The following is a 26,299-nucleotide window of genomic DNA, read 5'->3' as shown; positions in this document are numbered from 1 at the left end:
CGGCTCATGTCGGAGTTCTACGCTGCGTAGTCAGCACCAAACCAGCACGGGAGTCAGCACGGCGCCCCCGAATCATGCCCGAACAACGCAACTCGGACTGCGCCCTTCGCGGCCCCATTGCGGCCGTCGCCGGGGACCTGGCAGCGCCTCCATGGTGGCCACACGCACTCCGACGCCCAGAACTATGGTGTCCCACCACATACGCCTCTGACCTGTGCGTTCCTACGGTGTGGCGACACGCAAACGTCCCCGTCGAACGCCAGGAAGTGGTGCCGATGTCGTCGCCCGCAAGCGCTCCACCAGCCCCGTCCAAGCTCCACCGCATCGTCGCCGCCAGCCTCATCGGCACCACCATCGAGTGGTACGACTACTTCCTCTACGGCTCGGCGGCCGCCCTGGTCTTCGGCCGGGTGTTCTTCCCCGAGTCGGACCCGCTGACCGGCACCCTGCTCTCCTTCCTCACCTACGCCATCGGCTTCGCGGCCCGACCGATCGGCGCTGTGGTCTTCGGGCACTTCGGCGACCGTCTCGGCCGTAAGAAACTGCTGGTGATCAGCCTGCTGATGATGGGCGGCTCCACCGCTCTGATCGGCTGCGTCCCCGGCTACGACTCCATCGGCGCCGCGGCACCCCTGCTGCTCACCACCCTCCGCCTGATCCAGGGCTTCGCCCTAGGCGGCGAGTGGGGCGGCGCCGTCCTGCTCGTGTCCGAACACGGCGATCCGCGAAGGCGCGGGTTCTGGGCCTCCTGGCCACAGGGCGGCGCACCGGCCGGCAACCTGCTCGCCGTCGGCGTCCTCTCCCTGATGACCAGCCTGCTGAGCGACGACGCGTTCAACTCCTGGGGCTGGCGCGTGCCGTTCCTGCTCTCGGCCGTACTCGTCATGATCGGCCTGTGGATCCGACTGTCCGTCGACGAGTCCCCGCTGTTCAAGGAGGCACTGGCCAAGGCCGAGCAGCGCAAGGCCGAACAACGGGCCGAGCAGCCGCCGTTCGTCGCGGTGCTGCGAAGCCACTGGCGCGACGTCCTGGTCGCGATGGGCGCCCGGATGGCCGAGAACATCTCCTACTACGTGATCACCGCCTTCGTCCTCACCTACTGCGTGGAGCACCTCAAGCTCGGCAAACAGACGTCACTGAACGCCGTACTGATCGGCTCCGCCGTGCAGTTCTGCCTGATCCCGCTGTTCGGCGCCCTCTCCGACCGGGTCGGCCGCAAGCCGGTGTACCTGGTGGGCGCCGTCGGCGTGGGCCTGTGGTCCTGGGCGTTCTTCGGCCTGCTCGACACCCGCTCCTTCCCCGCGCTCGTACTCGCCGTCACCGTCGGCCTGGTCTTTCACAGCGCCATGTACGCCCCGCAGGCGGCGTTCTTCTCCGAGCTGTTCGCCACCCGGATGCGGTACACCGGCGCCTCCATCGGCGCCCAGCTGTCCTCGGTGGCGGCCGGTGCCCCGGCCCCGCTGATCGCCACCGCCCTGCTCGGCTCCTACGGCACCGCCACCCCGATCTCGGTGTACGTCGGCCTTGCTGCCCTGATCACCGTGATCGCCGTCCTCGCCGCCCGGGAAACCCGCGGCAGCGACCTCGCGGCCATCGAGCCGGACGGCCCCGCCCCACGGCCCGCCACGGACCAGCAGCGGGCCGCCTCCGCCTGACCCGCGAGGCCCCGGTCTCCTGACGGGAGGGGCCTGGTCTCCTTCCGTCAGGAGACCCGGCCCCGCCCCGCGCCCTGACTCGGTCCCGTCGCCTCGCCCACTCCCGACGATGGCTCGCCGTGTCACCGAAACCCCCGTCCGCCGCCCCTCACCTGCGTCGCCTCGCCGAACTCCTCGCATCGGGCGCCGCCCGCCGAGGAATTCGGAGCCATGGCCGTCGAGGCGCGGCGCGGCGGCGCCACGGCCCAGGACCTCACAGGCCCTGCTCGGCCCGGACTGGGACATCCCGGAGCAGGCCCTGGAACTCCAACTCGTCCTGTGCCTGCACCTGCTGTCGGACGCCTGACACCTCGCCGTATCCGGCTAGCCTTCGGCGGTGGTGGTCTGCGGGGTCGCGCCACCGGTCAGCAGGAGGTACGCGGGAAGCCGGCCCCCGGTACCCGCGAGGGCGGCCAGGGACCGGCTGCGGACGATCAGACGCTCCGCCAAGTCCTTCGCGTACGAGGCTTGTTCAGTGGCCGACGGGCCTGCCCCGGCCCCAGCCCCAGGCGAGCCGGTCGGCACCGGACTGGTTGGTGGTGGCGAGCCAGGGGCGGGCCGTGGTGCCGGTCAGGGTCTGGATCGAGTAGGTGTCGTCGGTGCGCAGGCCGGGCCAGTAGACCGACCCCATCCCGAGTTTGCGGAAGGTGTCGGTGTCGGCCTGGATGAAGTTGACCGAGTTGTTGTCGGGAGCCGGCTTGTCGTAGTCGAGGCCCGTGGTCATCGGGGCGCCGAACTCGTCGGCGACCGTCCGGTTCGCGCAGTCGCCGAGGCGTTCCTTGAGGTCGGCCACCCACTGGTCGTAGGTCGCGTAGCTCTTCCAGAACCCGTAGTGGTGCAGCGACAGGTAGGTGCCCTTCAGACGCGGGTCGGCGCACACCGAGGTGACGTGGTCGTTGTAGCCCGCGCCGCTGACGAAGACACGGTCGCGCGGGACCGAGGGGTAGGTCGCCAGCCACTTCGCGGCGATGTCGGCCCACTGGCTGTCGGTGTATCCGTGCGGCTCGTTCATCGGCTCGAAATAGACGAGCCGATTGCCCGTGTAGGTCTTCACCACCGTGTCCCACATGGGCCAGAAGGTGCTGGGGTCGTCGATGAACCCGTCCTTCTGGGCGCCCGTGCCCTCCCAGTAGGAGAGGATCACCTTGAAGCCGCGGGCCGTCGCCGCGTCGATGACGGCTCGGTACGACTTCCAGTAGGCGCCGTTGACCGTGTACGGGTTGACGGGCAGCCGCACCGTGTTGGCGCCGAGGTTCGCACGGAAGGCCTCGATGATCCGGCTCGACTTCGCGTAGGTCTGCGCGTAGTCGTCGGAGAGCGACAGACCGGACAGGTGCAGGTAGTCGTCGGCGTAGTTGTCGCGGGGGTCGGCCCAGTTGACGCCCTTGAACTGGGTCGTTCCGGTGCCCGGCACGGCGGCGGAGGCGGGACTGCCGGCGAGCGTCGTACCGCTGACCGCGGCGATCGCGACCGCGACGAAGGCGGCGCGCAGGCGGGGCGCGAAACGGGCTCTGGCGGGGGACTTGCGCATCGGACGTGCCCTTTCGGGAGAGTGCGGCTCGGGGACGGGCGCGCGGGACAGGTCGCAGGGATGCCGGGCCAGGCGCACCGGGACCTCCCCGGAGGCTCCTCGGGCCGGCTGCGGCACGGCATGATGGTCACGTAAACATCCTGGTGCGCCAGAACCGGGACGGGATCTCCGTCCGTACCGGTCGCAGGCAGAATGTTTACGTAAACACGAAGGCGTCGGAATCGTGGCACCCGCTCCAGCGGTCGTCAAGGTTTTCCCACGCGTAACATCCGGGTGCGTGGATCAGGTGGGAGTGGTGGCGCGATGAACCCGAACGAGGCGGAGCAGCGGGTCCCGCCGCCGGCGGGCGGTGTGTGGCGAGGCGGCTCCGGCGTGCCCGGCGGGCGCCGCAGACAGCGTGTCTCCATGGCGGACGTGGCCAAGCTGGCGGGCGTCTCGTCGCAGACGGTCTCCCGGGTCGCCAACGGCCACGCCGGGGTGATCGACTCCACCCGCGAACAGGTGCTCGCCGCCATGCGACAGCTGGGCTACCGGCCCAACAGTGCCGCGCGCGCCCTGCGGTACGGCCAGTTCAACACCATCGGCGTGATCCTTTTCAACCTGTCCACCACGGGCAACAGCCGTACCGTCGAGGCGATCGCCACCCACGCCGCGGCCGAGGGATACGCCATCACGCTGATCCCCATCGACATCCCCACGCAGGACAACGTGCTGGGCGCTTTCACCCGCATGGGCGAGCTGGCCGTCGACGCCGTCATCGTCATCATGGAGAGCCACCTGCTCGACACCGGCACCGTGCAACTGCCCCCGGGCGTCCACGTGGTCGTCGTCGACTCGGATGCCGGCGACCGCTACAGCGTGGTCGACACCGACCAGGCCGACGGCGCCCGCCAGGCCGTCAGGCACCTGCTCGACCTGGGTCACCGGACCGTATGGCATGTGTCCGGCCCCGAGACCTCCTACGCCGGGCAACGCCGCACCGAGGCCTGGCGCGCGGTCCTTCAGGAGGCAGGACGCCCGGTCCCCGCGCCCCTGCACGGCGACTGGTCGGCCGAGTCCGGCCACGCGGCAGGACTCGCCCTCGCCCAGGAACCCGGCTGCACCGCCGTGTTCGCCTCCAACGACCAGATGGCCCTCGGGCTGCTGCGCGCCTTCCACGAACGCGGCCTGTCCGTCCCCTCCGACATCAGCGTCGTCGGCTTCGACGACACCCCCGACGCCGCCTTCTTCATCCCGCCCCTCACCACGGTCCACCAGGACTTCGCGGAGGTGGGACGCCGCTGCGTCCAGGGAGCCCTGCGCCAGATCCGCACCCGTGACGACTCCCGGCCCGGCACCGACCTCGTCCCGGTCCGGCTGGTGATCAGGCACAGCACCGCCCCGCCTCGCGGCTGACCGGGCGCCGGCGGGGGCATCCGTGCCGGCGCGGTCCGCTACCGCCGCACGTACCGTCGCAGCGGCGGCATCTCCGCGAGTGCGGCGCCGATCTTCCTCGCCGGATACGAGACCGAGTTCGCACGGATCCAGGGCGGCACCCTGCGCCGTGCCCTGGGAGCCTGTCTGCTCTCCCTCGCCGCCGGCCTCGGCTTCGCCGTCAGCGGAGGCCAGACGTTCAAGGCGTTCGTCACCGGCACCGCGCTGACGAGTACGCCGCTCGACCTGCTCGCCCTGCTCCCTCGGCCGTGCCCTCCTGCCCCTTCCGTGTTCCTGCTGCTGTCCCTCCTCGTGCGAGGTGGCCCGGTGCACCCCCTGGCCCCGCGTGGCATGCGCCGCGGCGGCCGTACGGCGCTCACGCTCTTCGCCGCCACCTGCCTGCCCCTCGGCGTGGCCATCACGACCATCGGCGTGGACCAGAAGGTGCTCGGCACGAGGCCGCGGCGCTGGTCGGTGCCGCGATGCTCCCGGTGCTCGTCCTGCCGCTGCTCGCGATACGAGCCCGGGCCAGCCGTGCCCCCGAATGGCCCGCGTCCTCGCCCCCGGCGGAGTCGGAGGCATGGCGACGGGCCGTCGGCGCCGGGCAGCCGGACACCACTGGCCAGCCTCTCCCCGCCTGCGCCTGCGCCTGCTTCCGGCGCCGGAACGGCGGGCGCCTGGCGGCTTCCGCCCGGTCGTCCGTGGCGGTGACCCGGACGGCTCACTCCTGCTCGCGCCGCTGCCCCGAAGCGGGTCGGCTGGCAGGCAGAGGGGTCGGAGACGAACGGGAGGCACGGTGACGGAAGGCAGCGGCGGCGACGCGGACGAACGCCCGGAACGGTCGGAGATGGCCGCACTGCGGGCACGGGTGGCGGCTCTCGAAAACGCGCGGGCCCGGCCGCCCCGGCACCGCGTCTCATCCTTCGTGGCCGCGGTGCTCATCGTCATCGGCTGTGTGCTCGCCCCGCTCTCCGTCGTCGCCGCGTGGGCGGCCGACGAGGTGGACGACACCGGCCGCTACGTGGCCACGGTCGCCCCGCTCGCCTCGAACCCCGATGTGCAGAACGCCATCGCCAACCGGGCCACCGACGCGCTCATGACCCACCTCGACCTGCCCTCCCTGCTGTCGGGCGTGGTACCCCAGGACCTGCCCCGCCTGAAGCGGGCGCTGGGCGGCAGGCTGGGCGACGCCCTGGAAGGCGCCGTACGCAGCTTCGTCCACGACCAGGCCCGGAAGGTCGCCGCGTCGGACGCCTTCAAGACCGTCTGGTTCGAAGGCAACCGCCGGATCCACAGCACCCTCGACAAAGCCCTCACCGGCAGCGGCGGCGGCGCGATCCAGCTGAAGAACAACGCCGTCACCCTCGACCTCGGCCCGGTCATCGACCGCGTCAAGCAGCGTCTCGTCGACGCCGGCATGACCGTCGCCGGGCACATCCCCGCGGTGCACACCGACATCACCCTCGTCAGATCGGACGAGGTCGGCAAGGTCAAGACGTATGTACGGCTGCTCCAACTCGCCGGGAACTGGCTTCCGGTGCTGGCCGTGCTGCTGGTCGCCGCCGGTGTACTGCTCTCGGTCCGGCGGCGCCGGGCCCTGGTCGCGGGCTGCCTCGGTGTCGCCGTCGCCACCGGCGTCCTCGGCATCGGACTGCGCGTGTTCCGCGTGATCTATCTCGACCGGCTGCCCGCCGATGTCTCCCCGAAGGCGGCCGGTGCCGTGTACGACGCGCTGACCCACTTCCTCCAGACCGCCGTGCGCATGGTCGTGGCCCTCGCCGTCGTCGTGGCCCTGGGCGCCTGGCTCACCGGCCCGGGCCGGTACGCCGGACTCGTACGGCGGTTGTGGACCTCCGGCATCGGCGCGGTCCGCGCCACCGCCGACCACGCCGGTCTGCGCACCGGCCCGGTCGGTCCCTTCGTACGCCGCTACCGCACCTGGATCACCTGGCTGCTGGTGGCCGCGTCGCTGGTGGTCTACCTCCTGTGGACGTACCCCACCGGCTGGGTCGTCGTCGGCATCGCCCTGTGTCTGCTGTTCGTGCTGGCCGTGGTGGAGTTCCTGGCCGCGGCGCCGGCCGACGAGTCACCCCCCGCCCAGGCGCCCGCCTGACGAGGCCGTCAGTACCATCGACCGACTGCCGGACCTACGCCTCGCCGACCCTGCCCCGGAGGAGCCGGCCTTCGAGGGGCGCGCGGTCCACGGGGTACGGGAACTGCCCGTCACCTGGTGACACTCAGGACGAACGGGCCCGCGCCACGCCGGCACGGGCCCGTTCGGTGTGTTCGGGGAGCGCCCGGTCTACTTCCCGTAGCCGGCGGCCGTGATGCTGGCCTGGACCGCGCTCTCGGTGGAGTCCGACGGGTAGCCGGAGGTCATGACGCCTTCGTAGAAGGTGCCGGCGGAGCCGTGGCTGTTGTCACCGCCGATGCCGAGGATGATGGCGCCCTCCTTCTTCATCGGGTTGTAGCCCGAGACGTTGGGACGGGTGCCGCTGTAGAAGGTCGACAGGCCGCCGGACTGGGCGTTGCCGCCGCGGATGGCCCAGTGGTTGGGCTCGCCCTTGACGACGGCCGTCAGATAGCGGTGGCTGATGGAGGGGTCGCCCGCGTTGTAGTGCTGGTTCACGCCGGAGAACAGGCCGTTTTCGAGGTCGGCCATGATCCAGGGGCCGTTGCCCGATCCGTAGCCCCAGACCTTGATGTTGCCGAAGTAGATGGCTTCCATGGTGCCGTTGCCGTTGTCCCGGCTGTTGGTCTCGGCGTTGCCGTAGTCGAAGCAGCAGCCGCCGTTGTAGTGGGTGCCGTCGAGCACGGCGTACATGCCTTCGGGCTGGTCGCCCTTCGCGACGCCGTTGGTGCTGTTGTTGCGGTACCCGGTGCCCGGGGCGACGTAGACGCCGTAGGCCTTGTGGCCGCCGATGGTGATCGGTGCGGCGGTGGCGTTGGCGAGGTTGTCGTAGCCGCCGGCCGCCGGGCCGGAGAAGCCGCCGGGGGGTGCCTGGGTGAGGCGGTTGCCGTGGCCGGACTGGTCGTAGATGACGGTGATGAGGCAGGTCGTACCGGCACAGAAGGAGTCCTGGGCGGCGGCGTTGGCGTATCCGCCGGTGCTCAGGACGCCGATGTCGCGGGTGGCGTTGTCGGAGGCCCGGCGGACCTGGTACAGCGGGCCTTTGTACGAGGAGTACAGCGCGCGTGTGGTGCTGTGTGCCGCCACGCAGGGGGTGCCGCCGGCGGCGTAGAGGTCGCACGGCAGCGAGGTGGCCGCCGGGGCGGCGGGTGCCGCGCCGGTGAGCACGCCGACGCTGAGCGCGGCGGCCGCTCCGGTCGCGAGCAGTGCGCGTTGCCAGGGCCGTATCAGTGAGCGGATGGGCATGAGTGAGCTCCTTCGGCGGGTGGGGGGTGCCTCACCTTTTCCGTCATCACACGTCCGGAATACCGAACAGTGCTCGGCACTTCGGACCCTCAGGATGATAGAAATCCCGCCCCGATCGTCAATGCCTGTGACGTGATCGGTCTCGAGTGACGGTCGAATCCGGCAGTCGTCGGTCGGCCGTTGTCGACTCCGATTCAGGAACTTTATGGCCGAATTATCGGTAGAGGTGAAATTTAATCTTCTGTCAAGAAAACAAAAGACAGGGCACTGGAGGGAGTCATGGGGATTGGGTAGGGGTGGATTCTGGACAACAGGCATGCCGATCTCGGCAGAGCCGCCCGAGACCTCGGGATCAGCGGCAGGCGGCGACCGCCTTCAAGCGGCTGGCGCGGAGCCATCCGGCGTGAACAGGCCCAACTCAGCCTCCTGCTGCACGACTTCGACCTGCTACGGAACCCTTTCTTACGCGCCCGCGGCGGTGAGAGCTGCGCGGAGGTCATCCCCAGCCTGGAAGAGCTACGGGCTGCGCTGAACCGTGCCGCCGCCGAGTGCCGCGAGGAGACGGTCACCATGCAGCCCCGCGGGAACCGCCGGCCGGCGTGGCGGCGGCGAGGACACCGACCGTGCCGAGCACCTTCAGCAGCAGGCCGACGGCCGCTTCGGACAGGCCCAGGGTGCGGGTCAGGAAGAGGACGTTGACCGCGCCGAGGACCCCGCTGAAGAGGTTGGCGGTGGCCGTGCAGCAGGTGATGGCCCGCAGCGCCGCGGTGCGGGCCACGTAGCCGAGGCCCTCGCGCACCTGGCCGGCCACGGAGCCCTTGAAGCCTCGGCCGGTGGGAGCGGTCAGGCCCGCGCACCCGGCGCAGGAGGGCGGCGGTTGGCAGTGCGACAGCCGCAGGATCGGCATTCGGCTGGTGACCATTCCACCGTGGGGCTCGGCTTCTTCAGTGGCAGCACGCTGAAGGACATCGGAGACACCCCTCTGTCCAGGCCCCAACCAACGACCCGCTTCAGCAGCCCGTCCTGGAAGTTGTCGATCCGCAGACAGGGATTCCGCAGGCCGGTCACCTCGGCCACGGCCTCGGCGCCGATGTGCAGCAGGCTCACTCACCACCGCAACGCGCCTTGCGGACGCCTGCACCGTCGGCGCCGGCAGCATCGATCGTGTCTGCAAACGCCTCCGGCCGATGGTCGGCAAGGACAGACGAGGGGGCTTCTTACCGAGGCGGCTTATGGTGCGTCGCCATGACTCGTACACGGCTCTACCGCAACGGCTCCCTGATCCTGGAGGACTTTCCGACCGCTGACATCTCGGAATACGTGAACGATCCGGACGTGGCGGTCTGGCTCGACCTGTGTGATCCATGCTCCGCCGACTTCGCGATGATCAGCGAGGAGTTCGGTCTGCATGAGCTCGCGGTGGAGGACGCGCGTCACGAGCATCAGCGGCCAAAGCTGGACCGCTACCGCACCCATGCCTTCCTCAGTGCTTATGCTGTCAGCGCGGACGAGATCAATGGGCAGCTGACCGCGAGTGAACTATCCGTATTTGTAACGCCGACGGCATTGATTACCATCCGTCCCGACCATCGGTTCGATATCGAGAAGGTCGTCGAACGGTGGGACAACAACAGCGATCTCGCCAAGTACGGAGTGGGATTCCTGCTGCATGGACTGCTGGACCACATAGTCGACGGGCATTTCGCCGCCGTGCAGGACCTCGACGACCGTATCGAAGCGGTGGAAGATCTGCTTTTCGACGAGGGGCGCGAGCAGATGGACTCCGTCCAGCGGGACTCCTACGCGCTGCGCAAGAACCTCACCAAGCTGCGCCGCGTGGTGTTGCCGATGCGGGAGATCGTCAACAGCCTTCTCCGACGCGACCTCCACATCGTCGCCGAGCCCTTGCTTCCCTATTACCAGGACGTGTACGACCACGTCCTCAGGGCCACCGAGTGGACCGAGTCACTTCGGGACATGATCACGTCCATCATGGAGACCAATCTGACCGTTCAGGGCAATCGCCTGAACCTGATCATGAAGAAGGTCACCAGCTGGGCCTCGATAGTGGCCGTGCCCACGGCCGTCACCGGTTTCTACGGACAGAACGTGCCCTATCCGGGTGTCAACACCCAGGTGGGCTTCCTCACTTCCACCGGTGTCATGGTCGTCGCATCCGTGCTGCTCTACTGGGCCTTCAAACGTAAGGACTGGATATGATCCCTCACCCTCGTGGGAGCCACTTCCGGACGTACGGGAAGCTTATGTAGTTGCCGCTTCCGGCGTCGCGTGACGAGACCAGTGGGGTGTCCGGAAATTGCAGGCGACTGAGGACATCGACGGGCAGGTCGAACTCGGGGAGAGCGAGGTACAGTTCCCCGCCCAGGAGCATGCGGCGATGGTCGGCCGCGCCCGCCTCCTCGTGGCCCGCAGCGGCTTCCACGGCGCGCGGTCATGGATGCGGCCGGTCACGGCGACCGGCCGCGCACGGCGCACGACGAGGCAGAAACCGCCGAGCTGTTCCGGGCGTGGGTGGCGGGAGAGCCGGAAGGCCCGATGGTCGTCCGCCACCACGACCACCTGACGCAGCTCGCCGTGCCCGACGGGCAGGCTGCCCCGCGTGAGGGATGGCCGCGCGGATGCAACCGGGGAACATGATGGCAACCTGGGCTGCTGTATCGGCGGCGGTTCGGTGCCCCGAGTCCGGCCGATGGTCAAGACTTCGCCATGTGGCATCGGTGGCTGAGAGGGCGGGAGTTGTCCGTCGTACTGAGGGAGGAAGCAGACGGCGACTCCTGACGAAGGGCAACCTCGTGATCCCGCAACGCATCGTCCTCGCCTCGGTCGCAGGGCTCGTGTCCGCGTTCCTGCTGGCGGCATGCAGCTCTTCGAACAACAACGCCTCCAGCACGAACCCCGGCAACGCCGCCCCCGTCGCCACGGCTGCGTCGGATCCCGCGACCTCCGCACCGGCCGCCTCCGCACCTGCGGACAGCGGCAACTCCGGCAGCGGGCACATGGCCACGACCACCATGCTGATGGCCAAGGCGGTGAAGGGGATGGGCACTGTGGTCACCGACGACAAGGGGCTGACGCTCTACCGCTCCGACAAGGACCAGGCGCACCCCTCCAAGTGGACGTGCGCCGGTGAGTGCACGAAGACGTGGATGCCCGTCCTGGTGCAGGACTCCGTACGGACCATGGGCGTGGAGAAAAGGCTTCTCGGCACGGTTCACCGCAACGGCATGAAACAGGTCACCCTCGGCGGCTGGCCGCTCTACCGGTACATGGGTGACACCAAGGCCGGGCAGATGAACGGCCAGGGCAAGGGCAGGCAGTGGTACGCCGTCACCCCGACCGGCCAGAAGTCCGCCATGACGGGCTGACAGGCAGATCCTGGCCTGGGCCGACTTGCCCACCCGCAAGAGCCGCCTTGCCCACCACCGCGACGGCCGCAGGGTCGGTGCTCCCTCCTGGGCCCGGCACTCTCCCGCGCTTCCGGCACCTTCCGCCGCCGCGTCTTCTTGCTCCCGCCTCACGACCGCGACAGCCGGCCCCATGGCCTTCTACGCCAACGGCACCCCCGCTGAAGCCACCGCCCCGGGCCCGCGCAGCCCATGTCAGGGGCTGCAAGACCGAACGCTCCGAAGGCTTCCCGCCCGCCACCGCCACGCGGGAACTGGGCATGACGCTCCCGCTGCACCGGGCCGATCGCAGCATGGCCGCCTGTGCCACTGCATCCGCCTGGCCCTCCTCGGTCGCTTCCGCGTGCGCACGTGCATGCGATGCCCCCGGCCCTACCGAAAACGCAGGCCAGGGCCCCTGCGAGCCATCGGCAGGTGAGGGCGACTGTATGTCGGTGCCGCAACGCATCCCGATCTCCACCAGCCCGGCGGCCCGCCGTCCCCGTCGCATCCCGGCACATCCTCCTCCATCGGCCACTACCGGCCCCGGCTTCACCTTCGCAGCGCTGGGACCAGCCGCCCAGGGGGCGGCCTCAGTAACGCTGTGCCTTGGCCAGGACAGCCGTCAGTTTCGGCTCCGGCGGTTCGTGGCTGAAGGCAATCGGCTGTTCCTTCTTTCCAGGCTGGAGATGTTCCGCGCCGACGTACCGCGTCTCGACGACGTCGCCGGCCGAGTTCGTGAAGTTGATCTGCACGGCGTAGGAGGCTTCGCTGCGGGTCTTGTTGGTGATTGTGACCAGGACAGCGAGTACTCCGCCGGTCTGCGCTCTCGGTATACCTGTCATGGCGACCTCGGAGAGTGCGTTGCCTCGATCCTTGACGCCTTTCAGTTCCTTTTCCGCTGCCGCGCTCCTTCGCTGGGTCTCGGCGTCCACCGATGCTTCGAATTCGGAGGCGCGTGCCGAGGCCGACGACGCTGCCGCAGATGCGGAAGCCCGGGCCGAGCTGACCGCTGCGGACGCTTTTGAGGCCAGCGCCGACGGTGGTGTTCCGGAGAAGGATGAGGCATTCGGCATACTGGAAGCACTGGGCTGGGGTGAGGAACCGGCGTGCTGACCAGTTCCGCTGCCGCAGCCGGCAAGTGCACTGGCAACGAGAAGGCTTCCGAGAGCGCCTCGCAGCACGATCCGGCGCTGGCCCTTTACAGGGCCGGTGAGTCGTCTTACGAGCATGCTGCCGTCCCAGGGGATGAATGAAATTCGCCCCTCCATCTTCAAGGCCGGATTCGCCGCCCGCGACTTGAGCAGCCGTCCTCCGCGATTTCAGCGGGAAGCGCCAGTGACGCAAGGCCGCTCTCTCCATGACCTGCGCACCGGATGCCCGCTGCGCAAGCGGTGCACCATGGCCACGGCCGGGCCAGAGGCGTCCTGGCCACCCATCCGCCCCCGACGTGCAGGCAACAGCCCGCGACAAGGCCACCACCGGCCCCGACGGCAATCTGACGATCACGAGCCGTGCGGCCGGGCGACATGAAGGCGGGCGTCGCTGTCAGGAGCCGGAGCGGTGGCCTCCATGGGACTGCTGTGCTTTCGGGGACGGGGAGGCGGAGGCGCTGCTCCGCAAGGTGGCGGCGGCGGTCGGACTGGCGCTTGTGCCGGCCGACGGGGTGCTCGGCGATACTGATGGGGACGTGCCGGCCGTGGGAGCGGCCGAGGAAGGCCTCCGGCCGAGCGCTGTCAGCACCGCGTCGGTGACCAGGCCGTCCGCGTTCGTGGTGAGGGCGACGGGGTCGGCGGTGCCGAGAAGCCGATCGCATCCCAGGTTGGTGAACGTCTGGTTGGCCCGTGCCGCGAGGAAACCGAAGAGGTCCGGCGCCATGGCCGGGTCCGGCGAGGGCGCCTTCTCGAAGAGCGCCTTGTCCTTGAAGACGCGCTGGACGCCGGCCGGATCGCGGAAGAGGGTGGCACAGAAGGCCGCTCCGTCACCATCGGCGCCGGCACCGACCGCGGGCATGTCGACCCCGGTGCGGTACGCGTCGGTCTTCGCGACACTGCTACGGCCGTCGACAAGCGTCATCGGGTCGTTCCGCGGGACCAGCGCGATCGGCGCCTTCTGGTCCGCCGCGGCGGACAGTTCGTCCAGCGCGAGGGCGGACGTGGCCCGGCCGTCGCCGGACTGGTCGGGCGCGGTGAACGGCTTGCAGCCAAGAGCGGGGTCCATGAACTGGGTCAGCAACAGGTTGTCGCTGCCGTTGGCCAGATCCCTGGGGGCGCTGGTGGTCGCCGACGCGGCCCTGCCGTTGTGCCAGTGGTGCCGGTCGCCGCGGTTGGTCAGACGAGCGGCCTTCTTGAGTGCGGCCCTGCCGGCGGCGTTGTTCTGTGCGGTACGGCCGTGCGCGTCGGTGAGGTAGTGGGTCACCACGTTGTCGCTTCCGTCCTGGTCCACGACGGAGAAGTCCCGAGTGGTCGGGCAGGGCAAGCCGTCCTTGGCGGTGCCGAGCGTCGGTACCCTGAGGTGCCTCTTGGCTATCTGGGCGTTGGCGGCCCGGAAGAAGGCCGGCGCATTGCAGTACGCGAACTGGCCGAAGACCGATCCCGGCAGGCCGTTGACGCACTTGCCCTGGGTGAGACTGTCCGGACGACCGCTTGTCCGCAAGGTCAGATTTGAGCTGTTGAAACCGAACCAGATGCCCACGGTCGAGCCGCGTGGCACCGAGGGCCGTGCGGTACGCGCGGCCGGTCTCGTGCCCTTGTCGATCACCAATGGGTTGTAGACGGTCAGCTTGCCGCTCGGGGTGACGATCGCGGCTTCCACGAACGCCGACTGCTCGGGGTTGGCCTCGTGGCAGGGTCCCTGTGCCGAATCGGTCGCGACGAGCCTGTACGGCGTGGCCAGGCCCCTGGCGGTGAGCGGGTTGTCCGGCACCAGCAGTGTGCAGTTCGGATCAGGTTTGCGGGCCGCCGCGGGCTGCGCGGCGGCCTCCTGGTGCTGTAGCGGGCGGTGCTGATCACGGCCTTCGGCCGCGAACACCGAACCCGCGACGACGGCGAGAATCATCGGCCCGCCGATGAACGCGAGTGACACCTTCGACCGCTTCCAGCGTTGGGCGTGCTCCCGCCGCGACGTACGCGACGACTGTGTCAAGGTGTTGCGGGCCACTGAGCTGCTCCTCACTGTGCGCCCCTCCGCAGGGAGTAACCCATGGCGGCGCGGGCGCAACGACGGTCATGACAGCGCGGACCCTTCTCGGCGCGACGGAGGGACGACCAACCCGATCACCCGGCAAGACGGATCCACTTGCGGTACGTGCCGAGCCCACGGGATGTTCAACCGCCGCACAGGCATTGCCGAACCTTGAACGAGCGGGAGTCCGGCCTGGTGACAGCCGCCGATGTCGACGCTGGTCTCGTCGCAGGGCAGGAGGAGAGTCCCGAGCGGCACCGGGTGACTGCACGGGCGAGGTGGTCCGCCGGCTGGGGAACTCACGCACGGCGTTGCTGGGCGGCGGTCTCAGGGGTACGCCGCGTGGCCGGGCTGCGTGGCGCAGCGGCTCAGTTCGTCGCCGTCGCCGAGGCACTGCACTTCGGGCGGGCCGCCGAGCGTCCGCACATCGCCCAGCCGGCGTTCAGCCAGCAGATCCGGCTGCCCGAACGGGACCTGGGGTCAAGCTCTTCGGCCGCGCCACCCGTTCGGTGCGGCTCACCGCCGCCGCGGGAGTTGACCGGCGTCCGGCCCGCACACCGCCCGCAGCGTCCAACTCTTCGGCGCCGCGCTGACCCTGCACCGGATCGCCGGCCGGGGCTGCCGGTGACACCTCCGGGGCTCGGACAAGGGGCCGGGACACCGGGCGGTCGCTGCTCACCGTCGGCTGCGTCACCGCCGTACGTCGGTTACGTTGGTAAAGCACCTGGTCACAGGGGGGTAACATGCCGTAACCCATCGAGGACGCTCCATGACCGGCCTGATCGTCGTCCTGCTGTTGGTGGTCGTGGCCACAGCCGTGGCGACCGGTGCCCGGCGTTGGAGCCTGCCCGCCCCCTCGCTCCTCGTGGTCGTGGGGCTGGTCGTGGGGCTCATGCCCTGGGTTCCCGAGGTGCGCCTGCCGCCTCACGTGATCAGCGTGCTGGTGCTGCCACCGCTGCTCTACGCCTCGGCTGGGGAGATCTCCGTCCGCGACCTGCGCACCGTGTGGCGGCCTGTGACCGGCCTGGTCTTCGGCCTGGTCCTCGCCTCGGCCATCGCCGTCGGGTACGTGGCCCACGCGATCACCCCGCTCACGGCCGCGACCGCGTTCATCCTCGGCTCTGTCCTGGCCAGTACCGACCCCGTGGCCGTGACCGCGCTCGGCCGGCGCCTGTCTCTTCCACCGCGTGTGCAGGCCATGGTGCAGGCGGAAAGCCTGTTCAACGATGCCACCTCACTGGTCCTGTACAAGGTCGCCGTGGCCACCGCGGTGTCCGGCAGCGCCATCAGTGTGTCCGGGACCGTCCTGCAATTCCTGATCCTTGCGGGCGGAGGAGCCCTGATCGGGGCGGCGGTCGCCGCGGTGGTGACCCTGATTCGCAGACGGACGGACGACCCCATGCTGGAGACCGTCGTCGCGTTGGTCACTCCCTACGCCTCGTACGTCGTAGCGGAGCAGTCGCACACCTCCGGCGTGACCGCTGTCATCGTCGCCGGGGTCGTCCTCGGCAGCACCGGCCACAAGCTCGGCAACGCCCCCGTCCGCCTCCAGGTCCACGCCGTCTACGAGACCGTGACCTTCCTGCTGGAGAGCGTCGTCTTCGCCCTGATCGGCCTCGAACTTCCCTCGGCCGTCCGACATCTCGCGCGCGACGAGCACGGCTGGCCGCTGTGGGTGCCGGTGATCGCCTTCACCCTGCTGGCGATCCGTCTGCTGTGGATCTTCCCGCTGTCCGCCCTGATCCACCACCGGCACAGGGAGGGCGACAACCGCCTGTCCTGGCGCGTCCCGGCCGTCCTGTCCTGGGCGGGCACCCGAGGCGTCATGCCGCTGGCAGCCGCGCTCTCCATCCCCCTGGTCACCCACACAGGGGCGCCGCTGCCGCACCGGGCGCTCATTCTCACGCTCACCACCGGGACCATCGCACTCACTCTCATATTCCAGGGATTCACCCTGACCACCGTCGTCCGCCGCTCCGGCATCGCTCTGGAACCGGAGCACACCGCCCGCGAGGAGGCCCAGACCCGCCGACACATCGCCCACGCCGCTCTCGACGAGCTCAAACTCCTGGGCGATCTGGATCAGCTCGCCGATCTGGGTACCGCCGCCGAGGCCGCCTTGAAACAGGCCCGTCGTCATCTGGAAGCACGCATCCACCAGGTCGAAGACGCCCACTACAGCGACCCGGACGCCCGTCCTGCCGACGCTTACCGCGAGATACGCCGGACACTCATCGCCATCGAGGCGGCCGAGCTCCAGCGCCTCTACGAAGCGAACAAGATCAGCAACGCCACCCGGCGCCGGATCCAGCACGAACTCGACCTCGAAGAAGCCAGCCTCCGCCCCCGCGACTGACGGGCTGCACCGAAGCCCCGCCAGGCGTGGGCAGCGCGGCCGGGGTCGGGCCGGTTGGCTCCGATGTGGCCGTGGCGGCACCGGTAGCCGGGACGGTGGTGGGGGTCCACCGGGATTCCATGCGCCGCCCGCAGACGCCGCAGCACAGCAACTCCGCCAGGAGGTAGGTGCGTCCGGATGCGCCTCCCGGCGGGGGATGTTGCAGCGCACGACGTCACGGTGGCCGAGAGTGGTGTCGGCGGGGTCGACCAGGTGGTGGTCGGTGCGCCGGCGGTTCCAGACCTGCCGGCCGGAGCAGCGGGGCTCGGCGAGCATCCCGGTCTCCCGGGTACTGCGAGGTTGCGGTCGGCGGAGCCGTCGCCGTGGGCGAATCCGGGCTCAGCTCTCACCGGCTCGCTGTCCACGAGGCGGTCGTCCCTGGGCCCACTGCTCAACCGGTCCCTCCTCGCCACCCGAGAGTGAGCATCCGGGCCTCAGGCACCCAGCCGAGTCGGCTGCAGACGGGCCGGCCGTGGCAGTGGCCGGCAGTAGGCGGACTCGCACGATGGTGTCGGCCGGCGTGAGAGGGGTGTGGACCGTCGGCTGCTGCACGACCGACGCCGAGAAATTCCGCGAAACCGTCAACGATCGGAGCCGCCACAGTGGCGCCTCGCCTCGTGCGGGCGACAGTGCGGACGGCGGGTGAGTCGTAGAGCCCGTACGAACGACTGCACTGGTAGTCCTACATGATGTAGGACTACTGTGTGCCAGACGAGCAGCCGCGTTCCCCTGTGAAGGGCGCCTTGGTGGGCCGCCGGCCAGGATGGTTGGTTCCTTCATGGCACGAAGTGGCGCGACATGACCTCAGGCGTACGGCGGAACGCTGTCATCGGATCGGTGCCGGGCGTGGAACACAGACACACCGACATTTGACTGGAGACCATGTGGTAATGACTGACACCCCGGCCATGCAACCGCCCGAAGAGGTACTCATCAGTATTGTCCTGCCCGTCTACCAGGTGCAGGAGTATCTGCCGGAGTGCCTCGACTCGGTCCTCGGGGCGTCGCAGTCCTTTCAGGGCATTGAGGTCGTGGCCGTGGACGACTGTTCCCCTGACGCCAGCGGCGCCCTTCTCGACGAGTACGCTGCCCAGGACCAGCGGCTGCGCGTGGTCCACCTGCCGCAGAACGTCGGCCTCGGCCGAGCGCGCGGCGAGGGACTGGCTCGGGCCCGCGGCGACTACGTGTGGTTCGTCGACAGTGACGACCGGCTGGCCGACGGGGCACTCGCTGCGGTCGCAGAGCGGCTGAAGCGGACCGAGCCTGACGTGCTTCTCGTCGACCACGCCCTCCTCGACCCGGAGGGGGGCATGGAGCGCAATGTGCGTGCGCCTCTCTTCCGGGACGCACCCGAGACGTTCACGCTCGCGGAGCGCCCGGGCACCTTGGACCTCATCATGACCGCGTGGGGCAGGGTACTGCGCCGCGACTTCCTGCTGGGCCTGGACGTGGAGTTCGGGCACGGGTACTACGAGGACATCTCCGTCACCTACCCCGTCCTGCTCGCCGCGCGCCGGCTCGGCATGCTCGACCGTGTCTGCTACCACTACCGGCGCGGGCGTGCGGGAGCGATCACCAACACCTCCAGCCCGAAGCACTTCGATCTCTTCGGCCAGTACGAGCGGATCTTCGCCTTCATCGACCGTGAGGCCGAGACCGCCGAGCCCTTCCGCAGGGCGGTGTTCGACCGGACCGTACGACATGCGACGACGGTGCTCGCCACACCCGGACTCGTGCCGGAGAACATGCGGCGCGACTTCTTCCGGAAGACGTCGGAACACTTCCGGAGATTCCGGCCACGCGGCTACTCCCACCCGTCCGGGCTGCGCGGCCTGCAGTACCGGCTGGTGGAGCGGGGCGCCTACTCCGCGTACGCGGCCCTGGAACCGGTGAACAGGCTTCGTCTGTCACTTCGTACCGGCCTCGGCCGGGCGCGCGGCGCGGCGCGGCGGGCACCCCGGCTCGCGGCGACGGCGCTGCGGCGGGCGTACCACCGCGCTTGTCTGCTGCTTCCCGTCGACGACAGCCTTGCCGTCTACGCCGCCTACTGGAGCCGCGGTTACGCCTGCAACCCCGCGGCCGTCTTCGAGAAGGCCCGCGAGCTCGCGCCCGGCATCCGCGGGGTGTGGGTGGTCGCCAAGGACCGGACGGGATCCATCCCCCCGGGGGTCGAGTACGTGGTGGACGGATCGGCTCGATGCCTGCGCACCATGGCGCGGGCCAAGTATCTGGTCAACAACGTCAACTTCCCTTATGAGCTGCCCAAGCGGCGCGGCGCGGTGCTGGTGCAGACACAGCACGGCACCCCCCTGAAGAAGATGGGAACCGACCTGCGGGAACATCCCGCAGCCGCACGCGGCATGAACTTCGACCGGCTGGTGGAGCAGTGCGGGCGATGGGACTTCCTGGTCTCGCCGAACCCGCACACCACCGAGGTGTTCACCAGGGTCTACCCTGGCGGCTACGAGGTGCTCCAGACGGGCTATCCTCGCGTCGACCGGCTGGTCAACGCCTCGCTCGACGAGGTGAACCGGGTGCGGGACGAACTGGGCATCACCCCTGGGCAGACCGCCGTCCTCTATGCGCCCACCCACCGCGACCACCAGGACCAGGCGGCGCCCCTGCTCGACGTGCAGCGGTTCGCCGATCAGCTCGGTGACGATCATGTCCTGCTGGTGCGTGCGCACTACTTCGACACCCCACAGGCCGTCCCGTCGCGGGGCGTCGTGGACGTCTCGTCCCACCCGTCGATCGAAGACCTGTGCATCGCTGCCGACGTGCTGGTCACCGACTACTCCTCAGTGATGTTCGACTACGCCGCCCTGGACCGGCCGATCGTGATCTACGCGCCCGACTGGGAGGCGTACCGCCGCGCACGAGGCGTCTACTTCGACCTCCTCGCCGAGGCGCCCGGAGTGGTCGCCACCACGCAGGAGCAACTCGCCGAGGTCTTCCTCAGCGGCGAGTACACGGGGCCGCACATGGACAAGCGGCGCTCCGGATTTCGGGCACGCTTCTGCCCCTACGACGACGGGCACGCGGCCGAACGCGTGGTGCGCAGCGTCTTCCTGGGAGAGTCGGCCGACAAGAACCGGCCATCGCAGGCGGGCAGTTGACCTCGCCGCCGGTCAACTCCGCACGCGGCGGGCGACCCGTCCCGCGACGACGCGGCGCACCCCGGAAAGGCCATCCGCGACACGCACGGCGAGGCAGCCGCTGTTGGTGGCGTACGGCTGGAGCAACAGCACCCGTCCCCGACGGCCCATCCGCACCAGCCGCCTGAGGCCGGATCCCGCACGAAGTGGCCTCGTGGCCGACTCGCCGTCCCGGAAGGTCAGGATCACCCAGGCATCCCAGGTGGTGATCGTGCCGCCTTCACAGAGCGGCGCCACGTCCGCGGTGATGACGGCACGCCAGCCGTGTCCGTCCGGCTCGGCGTCCCACTCGGCCTCGTACCGGTGTGCCGCGCCCGTCACCCGGTGCCGCAACTCGACGGTCGCCCGCTCCGGGCCGGCGTGCGCGGTCCTGCCGTAGAGGTCGGCCAGTCGGAGTTCGAGCACGAGTCGGCGGCCCGCACCGACGTTCCCGAGGACGTAGAAGGGCAGCAGTGCGACAGGGGCGTCGGCAAGACCGTCGAGCACGATCTCGCCTGTTCCCTCGGGCATGGAATCCGCCTCGTCCCACAGCGGTCGCCGCGCGTCTCCGGCGTACGGCGGCGTCAGCCGCGGCGGGTCGGCCGCCAGCTCGGCGAGCCGCCGGATGTCCACGGCATGTCGCTCGCGTCCGAGCAGCACCTCAGTGCGCCAACGGGCGGCGAGAGTGGCCCGGCGCACGGCCTCCGCCTCGAAGGCGCCCACGTGCTCGCGGGTGATCCGCCACCAGACGTCCTGGTACTCCGGCGTACGCTGCGGCAGTTCGCTCAGGTAAACGGCGAGATCGAACTCCAGGAACTTGGTCTGCGCGGCGATCAGCAGATCCTGGTCGCCGCTGTCCCGCATGATCTCCACCACCTGCTGATGGGCGGTGACCCGGTCCTGCCAGTTCTGGATCCGGTCCCGGCGCAGCGAGATCGACGCCCGGCCGGTGCCATAGCGCACATGCCAGATGTAGACGGTTTCGGGAGTGACGGCGAAGCGTGGCCCGGCCGCGTAGACCCGCGCGGTGAACACGAAGTCCTCGTAGTGCGCCGCGCCGTCGGGGAATCGGATCCGCCGGGACAGCAGGAAGTCACGGCGATAGATCTTGTTCACCGACAGCGTGTCCCACAGTGTCTGCGGGCGCCCGGCCACCCCGTCGTGCACCGACTCCGTCGTGAACAAGTGTTCCTGCCAGGGGATCTCACGTCCGCCGGGCAGCTCGCGCCGAACGCACAGGCCTGCCGTCACATCGGCGCCATGCCGGAGCGCGACGGCGAGGAGCGTGTCCACAGCCTTCGGCGGAAGCACATCGTCGCTGTCGAGGAAGACGAGCCATGGGTGGCGGGCCGCGTCGATACCGTCGTTGCGCGGGGTGCCGCAGCCGCCGCTGTTGACCGCACGGTGTACGACGCGCACGCGCGGCTCGGTGGCTGCGAGCTGTCCCAGTAGGTGAGCTGTCCCGTCGGTGGAAGCGTCGTCCACGACGACGACCTCGCCGACCACATCGCCCTGTGCGAGAGCCGAGGCCACCGCTTCCGCGACGTGCTCCACGTCGTTGTAGGCGATGACCACCACCGTAACCGCCCCGTCGTTCTCGCTGGACAACTCTGCTCCCGTTCGCGCGGTCGTGACAGGCACCCCGCGCCGTCGAGGAACGGAGGACCCGGTGGGCGGCACCCGATGAACTCCTACATTACGTAGGAATCGGCGTACCCAGCGACTTTCGGCAAAGGCACCGCAACAGGGTCTGCCCGGATCACAGAGATCCCACATGAACCGCCCCTACAGCGCCTCGGCGGACGTCGGCAACGAGGGGGAGCACCCTGGATCGTTCACATCGTCTGGGCGGACGCTACCGGCCGGAACAGGTCCTGGGTCTGGGCGCGTTTCCGCCGTGAGGTCGTCTCGGCGGCCCTGTTTGGGGCTCCCGTCCGTCGTCGCCGTCCACGACGCGGGCGACCACACCGGACCCGAGCACGCCCTGGAACTCACCGCCGGAGTGGTGGAGGCGCTCGATCATGTCCGCCGCCACGGCATCGTCCTCCGGGACATCAAACCGGCGAACGTCATGCTCTCTCACCGGGGGACCGGCGCGGGGGGTGTTGCCTCCGCGCAGTCGGGAGGCGTCCTCGGCGAACGTGGTGTCTCGGATATGGTGCAGGGCTTGTCGAGAGAAGAGGAGTTCTTCCAGATTCCAATCAGGTCAGAAACCCCAAGTGGCGTAGCCCTGCATCTGGAGTAACCATGGAGGAAGGTATGGGGGTTGCCGCTCGGCGGTAGAGGAGTCACCGCCATAGAGGCGAGCATGCAATGGACCCACGATATGTGGCGCCGGGCAGCCGTTTTCGGAAGGTGTTACCTTCCTGGGCGTTTTAATGGTCAACCGAGAGCTCTCTCGGAGAGGTTGGGGAAAATGTCAGCGGTAGACATAGGGTGGGCCACCATAGCCGCCAACGGCTCCCTCTCATGGTTCAATCACGGCTGGGATTCCAATCAATCAGTCGTGTACAGCATCATAGTCTTCCCGGGGCAGGGCGAAGGCGTGCCCAATCCGCTGGGACACGCGACACTCACGCAAGGCGAGTCGTTTGAGCACGTCGATGGCACGAAAGCCTACAAGTTCTACATACAGAACAACGCGCCGTTTAACTCATGCGACGTGCACGTAATCGCGCAAGTCGATTCCCTGTGAACGTGGATCTCCGGAAGGCGGAGGGCGATCATGTCGACTGTGAAGGTCAAGATCGTGCACGATGAGGTCGGTCGCATTGTGTCAGTAGCGCGCCCCGCACCCGATGCACGGGTAACGGTGCTGAGCGGCAAAGGGGAGTCTGTGCTGGAGATGGAAGTAGACGAAGAACTCGTACGTGAGCTGGCGACCGGGAAGCACAGAATCGACGCCACAGGCGAACACATCGTTCCCTACAGCGAGTAGAGAAGGACGTACGGCTCCGGTCGCAGAGTGTGCCGGTGTGTCCCGGACGGACTCCTGGCAGTGCAGCTTCGGGCAGGGCCACCGGCACCCTTGCCGACCACCTTCGCATGCTATTGGGGCTGCCCTTCGGACCGCACGATCAGAGCCGGCACCGCCCCGAGTTCCAGGGTACGGAAGGCAGCGCTGCACCCGAATCAGGCCTACACGGCGTCGCGGACCAAGTCGAGTGCCTCGCGCAGCAGCGTCGCGGAGTCTGTCGGGGAGCGGCGGGCCGGGGGCGCCCGTGTACTGGGAGGCGTGGGCTCTGAGGCCGGCTGCGGATGACGGCTATGCAGATGCAGGCCAGGCTCGACCGTGTGAACCGAACCTCTATCCGGGACATCAGGACCTCGAACGCATCCTGCCAGCGGACAGGGTCTATGCTGTGACCTGCGGCCACTGCATGATCTTCAGTGTCTTCGGTTGCGTCCAGGGAAGTCCAGCATTGGTGAAACCGGGAAATTGTGGGAGTGCGCGTTTTTGGCTGCATCAGGGGTGCTGATGTGCGACTGCCGATTTCGGGCTTAGCAGTCCATCGCGCTCGATCCTCCTCTCGCTGAGCTGCGGTTTTGCCAGCACCCGTACGTTGACATGGTGTCCGCGCAGGTCTCAAGTCATGGCCGTCTGCCGTAGGCGAACTGCCGTGAGCGTCAGCGACGGGTGAAACGACGGGGGGCTGATAGCCACGGCGCTTCCGTCAAACGCCAGCTGTGGCCAGCGTGATGTTGCGATCAACCAGTTTCCTGAAGAAGGTCGTTGATCCAGAGGACCCGGCCGCTGCCCTGCAAAAGTCCCTGGTGCACAGGGAGCAGAGGATGTCTCTGAGCTGGCTTGGATCCATCAGACGGGACGCGTCGTCCGTGCTGGCGTGGGCCCGGAAGCGATGATGGCGCGGTATGCCGCGAGGGCGTCTGTGGTGGCGCCACCTGCGGTGATCAGCGTGGCCGTGCGGAGAGTGACGCCGGTACGGCGGTGGCGTACGGTCCGGGGTCTGGCCCGCGCCTCCGAGACCGAGAGCCCAAGCCGCGGCGTCGACCTCGCGCCGCGTTCAAGTCAGGAGCGGGACAAGGGCGGTGACGACGGAGTACATCGCGAAGCCGTTGAGGGTGAGGTGGCGGCGAGCAGAAGGAAGGTGCGGCTGCGGGCCGCTGACCTGCTGTCGCTGGTGTGTCGGGTGCGGTGCGCCGGGGCCGCTGGCCACGGGGCCCGCAGGGCGAGCGCGTGGGCCGGGATGGTGACCAAGCCCAAGCTACCCTGCGCTCTGCGTGGCGCGGAGCGCAGGCAAGGCGGCGCGAGGCCGTGACTGGTCCCCGTACCGATCGCAGCTTCGCTGGCTTGGACGGTGTCCATCGGCGGGTCAGCAGCCACCCGAAGAGGCGGGAGCGCCGATACCGATCTGCAGAGTGGCCGGGGCCGCACAGCAGCCTCCGCCGTCGCTGCTCTGGGCGGCGTCGGGGGTGTCGTCGCATACGCCGGTCTCGGCAGGGTGAGTTCGACGCGTTCGGCGGCCTCGCGGTCGACGCGGCGAGGGCTGCGGTGATGGAGCGGACCTGCTCGTAGCCGGTCATGGCGAGGAAGGTCGGGGCGGGTCAGAGCGGCCGGTGCCTGGAAGCGTTCGTCGGGGCCGAGGCGGACCTCGGAGAGGTCAGGACAGGTTGGGGCGGAAGCGGGTGAGCACGATGATCTTGTCGACCGGGTCCCGTTGGTGGCCGTCCTCGGCGACAAGGACGAGCCGATCGCCGTCGCATTCCACGGCCTGGATGCGGAAGCCGGTTGCGGTGGAGGCGTGGCCGGCCTCGACGGCGGCCTTGTACACACCACTGTCCAGCAGCGCCGACTTCCTCGTTTCCTGAACAGAGCGAGATGCCCAGGCCGAATACGCGAATCAGCTGCGCGCCTCGGTCCCGTTCAGCGCCTACCGCCGACGCCCGTCGAATCGATGGTTCGGCCTGATATCCGGGTCGGCCCGGCTTCAGGATCAGGTGCCGACCGTGGTCTTGGCCTCACCGGCGCGTCCTGTTGGAGAGGCCAGCGGCGGGGTGGGCATGCCCGCGTCTTCGCGNGCCGACCGTGGTCTTGGCCTCACCGGCGCGTCCTGTTGGAGAGGCCAGCGGCGGGGTGGGCATGCCCGCGTCTTCGCGGAGGCCGGCCAGCCACTCCCGCAGCGCCTCCTGGACGGTGTGGCGGGGAGTCCACTCCAGTTCGCGCTGTGCTCGCGACGTGTCCATGATCGGGAAGTGCAGTACGGCGTCGAACAGCGACGGGGGAGTACGTAGCAGATGCGTCCGCCAGGCGGCGGAGACCGCTGCCTTCACCGGCCGGCCCGGCATCGGGATGGTCCGTGCGTCGAACATCTCTGCCAGCATGGGCGCGTCCACGACGGGTTCTGCGGCCAGGTTGAAGGCCCCGTGCACCGCGCGCACGATGGCCTGCCGGAACGCCTCGGCCGCGTCGTCGGTGTGCAGGGCCTGGTACCGCATGCCCGGGATGGCTGGGATCGCGGGCATACGCTCCGGGCGGGTCAGGCGCTTGGGGATCAGCGGGCCGCGGAACAAGCGGTGCTGCTCGCACGCGGCCTCCCGCTTGAACATGAAGCCGGGCCGCATCCGCACCACCCGGATTTCGGGGTGTTGGAGTTCGAAAGTGTCCAGGACGCGCTCGACGTAGGCCTTCTCCTGGCAGAGCGTCGACTCCGGCCAGCCATCGGTGGGCCAGAGCTCGTCCACGGCGCGGTCCTTGGGCCCGGGCGAGTAGGCCCCCACGAAGGACGCGTAGATCAGGGCGGGAACGGCGGCCGCGGCCGCGGCGTCGAAGACCCGGATGCTGCCCTGCACGTTCGTGCGCCAGGTCGTCGCCGGGTGATGCGTGGGCTGGAACAGCCATGCCAGGTGGACGACGGCGTCCGCGCCGGCGAAGTGACCGGCCAGATCGGTGGTGTCGTCCGCGATGTCGACACTCGCCCACCGGGTCTTCGGCGGAGACCACTGCGGAAGGCGGCGGGCCAACCCAAGAATCGATGCGATCTGCGGATCTGCGCCGAGCGTCTGGACAACGCTGGTTCCGACGTTTCCGGTGGCTCCGACGACCACGACCCGTATGCCGGTAGCTGCCATGGATCTCGCCTGCCCTTCCGGGGCTGAGGAGGTGGAAAGTCCCCCATACACGACCGTAGAACGACATCGGCGGCGCCGC

At 69.1% G+C, this 26,299-nt stretch carries 19 protein-coding genes and 4 pseudogenes; 13 read left to right on the top strand and 10 right to left on the bottom strand.

Annotation, left to right across the window (positions count from 1 at the left end; translation table 11 throughout):
• Positions 1 to 275 precede the first annotated feature (275 nt).
• Positions 276 to 1,655, top strand: coding sequence for an MFS transporter (locus LE548_RS00110; protein ID WP_225094492.1), 1,380 nt, complete (start codon positions 276 to 278; stop codon positions 1,653 to 1,655).
• Positions 1,656 to 2,018: 363 nt separating this feature from the next.
• Here LE548_RS00110 and LE548_RS45275 read toward each other — a convergent pair whose 3' ends face one another.
• Both LE548_RS45275 and LE548_RS00105 read right to left on the bottom strand, forming a co-directional pair.
• On the bottom strand, positions 2,019 to 2,144 hold the full coding sequence (locus LE548_RS45275; RefSeq protein ID WP_263635549.1) for a hypothetical protein: 126 nt from the start codon (positions 2,142 to 2,144) through the stop codon (positions 2,019 to 2,021).
• Positions 2,145 to 2,166: 22 nt separating this feature from the next.
• A complete protein-coding gene (locus LE548_RS00105) occupies positions 2,167 to 3,225 on the bottom strand; it encodes a glycoside hydrolase family 5 protein (RefSeq protein WP_225094491.1) in 1,059 nt (352 codons plus the stop codon).
• A gap of 303 nt (positions 3,226 to 3,528) precedes the next feature.
• On the opposite strand from LE548_RS00105, the gene LE548_RS00100 reads away from it, so the two are divergent.
• Together LE548_RS00100 and LE548_RS00095 are read left to right on the top strand one after the other, a co-directional pair.
• Positions 3,529 to 4,620, top strand: a complete 1,092-nt coding sequence (locus LE548_RS00100; protein WP_374115999.1) for a LacI family DNA-binding transcriptional regulator — start codon at positions 3,529 to 3,531, stop codon at positions 4,618 to 4,620.
• Positions 4,621 to 5,485: 865 nt separating this feature from the next.
• Positions 5,486 to 6,751, top strand: a complete 1,266-nt coding sequence (locus LE548_RS00095) for a hypothetical protein (protein WP_225094945.1) — start codon at positions 5,486 to 5,488, stop codon at positions 6,749 to 6,751.
• 198 nt (positions 6,752 to 6,949) lie between these two features.
• Here LE548_RS00095 and LE548_RS00090 read toward each other — a convergent pair.
• From LE548_RS00090 to LE548_RS00080, 3 genes and pseudogenes are all read right to left on the bottom strand, one after another.
• Positions 6,950 to 8,014: pseudogene (locus tag LE548_RS00090) on the bottom strand (arabinofuranosidase catalytic domain-containing protein); the annotation flags it as partial.
• 565 nt (positions 8,015 to 8,579) lie between these two features.
• Positions 8,580 to 8,936: a hypothetical protein gene (locus tag LE548_RS00085; RefSeq protein ID WP_225094977.1), complete on the bottom strand. Its 357-nt coding sequence runs from the start codon at positions 8,934 to 8,936 to the stop codon at positions 8,580 to 8,582.
• Between the two features lie 74 nt (positions 8,937 to 9,010).
• Positions 9,011 to 9,118, bottom strand: a pseudogene (locus LE548_RS00080) (MOSC domain-containing protein); the annotation flags it as partial.
• A gap of 141 nt (positions 9,119 to 9,259) precedes the next feature.
• Between LE548_RS00080 and LE548_RS00075 the strand changes: the two are divergent.
• From LE548_RS00075 to LE548_RS45265, 4 genes are all read left to right on the top strand, one after another.
• Positions 9,260 to 10,234, top strand: a complete 975-nt coding sequence (locus LE548_RS00075; RefSeq protein WP_225094490.1) for a magnesium transporter CorA family protein — start codon at positions 9,260 to 9,262, stop codon at positions 10,232 to 10,234.
• 97 nt (positions 10,235 to 10,331) lie between these two features.
• Complete coding sequence (locus LE548_RS00070; protein ID WP_374115998.1) at positions 10,332 to 10,598, top strand: hypothetical protein; 267 nt, start codon at positions 10,332 to 10,334, stop codon at positions 10,596 to 10,598.
• A gap of 229 nt (positions 10,599 to 10,827) precedes the next feature.
• The gene (locus tag LE548_RS45885) at positions 10,828 to 11,400 is read left to right on the top strand and encodes a hypothetical protein (protein WP_225094489.1); all 573 of its coding nucleotides are present in this window, start codon (positions 10,828 to 10,830) and stop codon (positions 11,398 to 11,400) included.
• Between the two features lie 138 nt (positions 11,401 to 11,538).
• On the top strand, positions 11,539 to 11,604 hold the full coding sequence (locus LE548_RS45265) for a hypothetical protein (protein ID WP_263635565.1): 66 nt from the start codon (positions 11,539 to 11,541) through the stop codon (positions 11,602 to 11,604).
• Between the two features lie 407 nt (positions 11,605 to 12,011).
• Here LE548_RS45265 and LE548_RS00055 read toward each other — a convergent pair whose 3' ends face one another.
• On the bottom strand, positions 12,012 to 12,689 hold the full coding sequence (locus tag LE548_RS00055) for a hypothetical protein (RefSeq protein ID WP_308029747.1): 678 nt from the start codon (positions 12,687 to 12,689) through the stop codon (positions 12,012 to 12,014).
• 277 nt (positions 12,690 to 12,966) lie between these two features.
• Entirely contained in the window at positions 12,967 to 14,577 is a 1,611-nt protein-coding gene (locus tag LE548_RS00050) for a hypothetical protein (RefSeq protein ID WP_225094487.1), read from the bottom strand.
• 147 nt (positions 14,578 to 14,724) lie between these two features.
• Between LE548_RS00050 and LE548_RS46375 the strand changes: the two are divergent.
• The 3 genes and pseudogenes from LE548_RS46375 to LE548_RS00035 all read left to right on the top strand — a co-directional run.
• Positions 14,725 to 15,030: pseudogene (locus tag LE548_RS46375) on the top strand (hypothetical protein); the annotation flags it as partial.
• A 340-nt stretch (positions 15,031 to 15,370) separates the two neighbouring features.
• Positions 15,371 to 16,957 (top strand): Na+/H+ antiporter, encoded by a 1,587-nt coding sequence (locus LE548_RS00040; protein ID WP_225094486.1) that lies wholly within the window; start codon positions 15,371 to 15,373, stop codon positions 16,955 to 16,957.
• Positions 16,958 to 17,886: 929 nt separating this feature from the next.
• Positions 17,887 to 20,112, top strand: coding sequence for a bifunctional glycosyltransferase family 2 protein/CDP-glycerol:glycerophosphate glycerophosphotransferase (locus tag LE548_RS00035; RefSeq protein ID WP_225094485.1), 2,226 nt, complete (start codon positions 17,887 to 17,889; stop codon positions 20,110 to 20,112).
• Between the two features lie 12 nt (positions 20,113 to 20,124).
• Here LE548_RS00035 and LE548_RS00030 read toward each other — a convergent pair whose 3' ends face one another.
• Positions 20,125 to 21,738 carry a glycosyltransferase family 2 protein gene (locus tag LE548_RS00030; protein WP_225094484.1) on the bottom strand — a complete coding sequence of 538 codons (1,614 nt, stop codon included), beginning with the start codon at positions 21,736 to 21,738 and terminating at the stop codon, positions 20,125 to 20,127.
• A gap of 313 nt (positions 21,739 to 22,051) precedes the next feature.
• Between LE548_RS00030 and LE548_RS45880 the strand changes: the two genes are divergently transcribed.
• From LE548_RS45880 to LE548_RS00015, 3 genes are all read left to right on the top strand, one after another.
• Positions 22,052 to 22,375, top strand: coding sequence for a hypothetical protein (locus tag LE548_RS45880; protein ID WP_308029575.1), 324 nt, complete (start codon positions 22,052 to 22,054; stop codon positions 22,373 to 22,375).
• A 171-nt stretch (positions 22,376 to 22,546) separates the two neighbouring features.
• The gene (locus tag LE548_RS00020; protein WP_225094483.1) at positions 22,547 to 22,825 is read left to right on the top strand and encodes a hypothetical protein; all 279 of its coding nucleotides are present in this window, start codon (positions 22,547 to 22,549) and stop codon (positions 22,823 to 22,825) included.
• A 39-nt stretch (positions 22,826 to 22,864) separates the two neighbouring features.
• The gene (locus tag LE548_RS00015) at positions 22,865 to 23,068 is read left to right on the top strand and encodes a hypothetical protein (RefSeq protein ID WP_225094482.1); all 204 of its coding nucleotides are present in this window, start codon (positions 22,865 to 22,867) and stop codon (positions 23,066 to 23,068) included.
• Positions 23,069 to 24,464: 1,396 nt separating this feature from the next.
• Here LE548_RS00015 and LE548_RS00010 read toward each other — a convergent pair.
• Both LE548_RS00010 and LE548_RS00005 read right to left on the bottom strand, forming a co-directional pair.
• Positions 24,465 to 24,917, bottom strand: a pseudogene (locus tag LE548_RS00010) (flavoprotein); the annotation flags it as partial.
• Between the two features lie 193 nt (positions 24,918 to 25,110).
• Positions 25,111 to 26,220 carry an NAD-dependent epimerase/dehydratase family protein gene (locus LE548_RS00005; RefSeq protein WP_225094481.1) on the bottom strand — a complete coding sequence of 370 codons (1,110 nt, stop codon included), beginning with the start codon at positions 26,218 to 26,220 and terminating at the stop codon, positions 25,111 to 25,113.
• Between the last annotated feature and the right edge of the window lie 79 nt (positions 26,221 to 26,299).

The organism is Streptomyces sp. CoH27, from assembly GCF_020181035.1.
Lineage (GTDB): Bacteria > Actinomycetota > Actinomycetes > Streptomycetales > Streptomycetaceae > Streptomyces > Streptomyces camelliae.
Note: the sequence above shows the minus strand (reverse complement) of the source record. Positions and strands in the feature narration are given on the sequence as shown.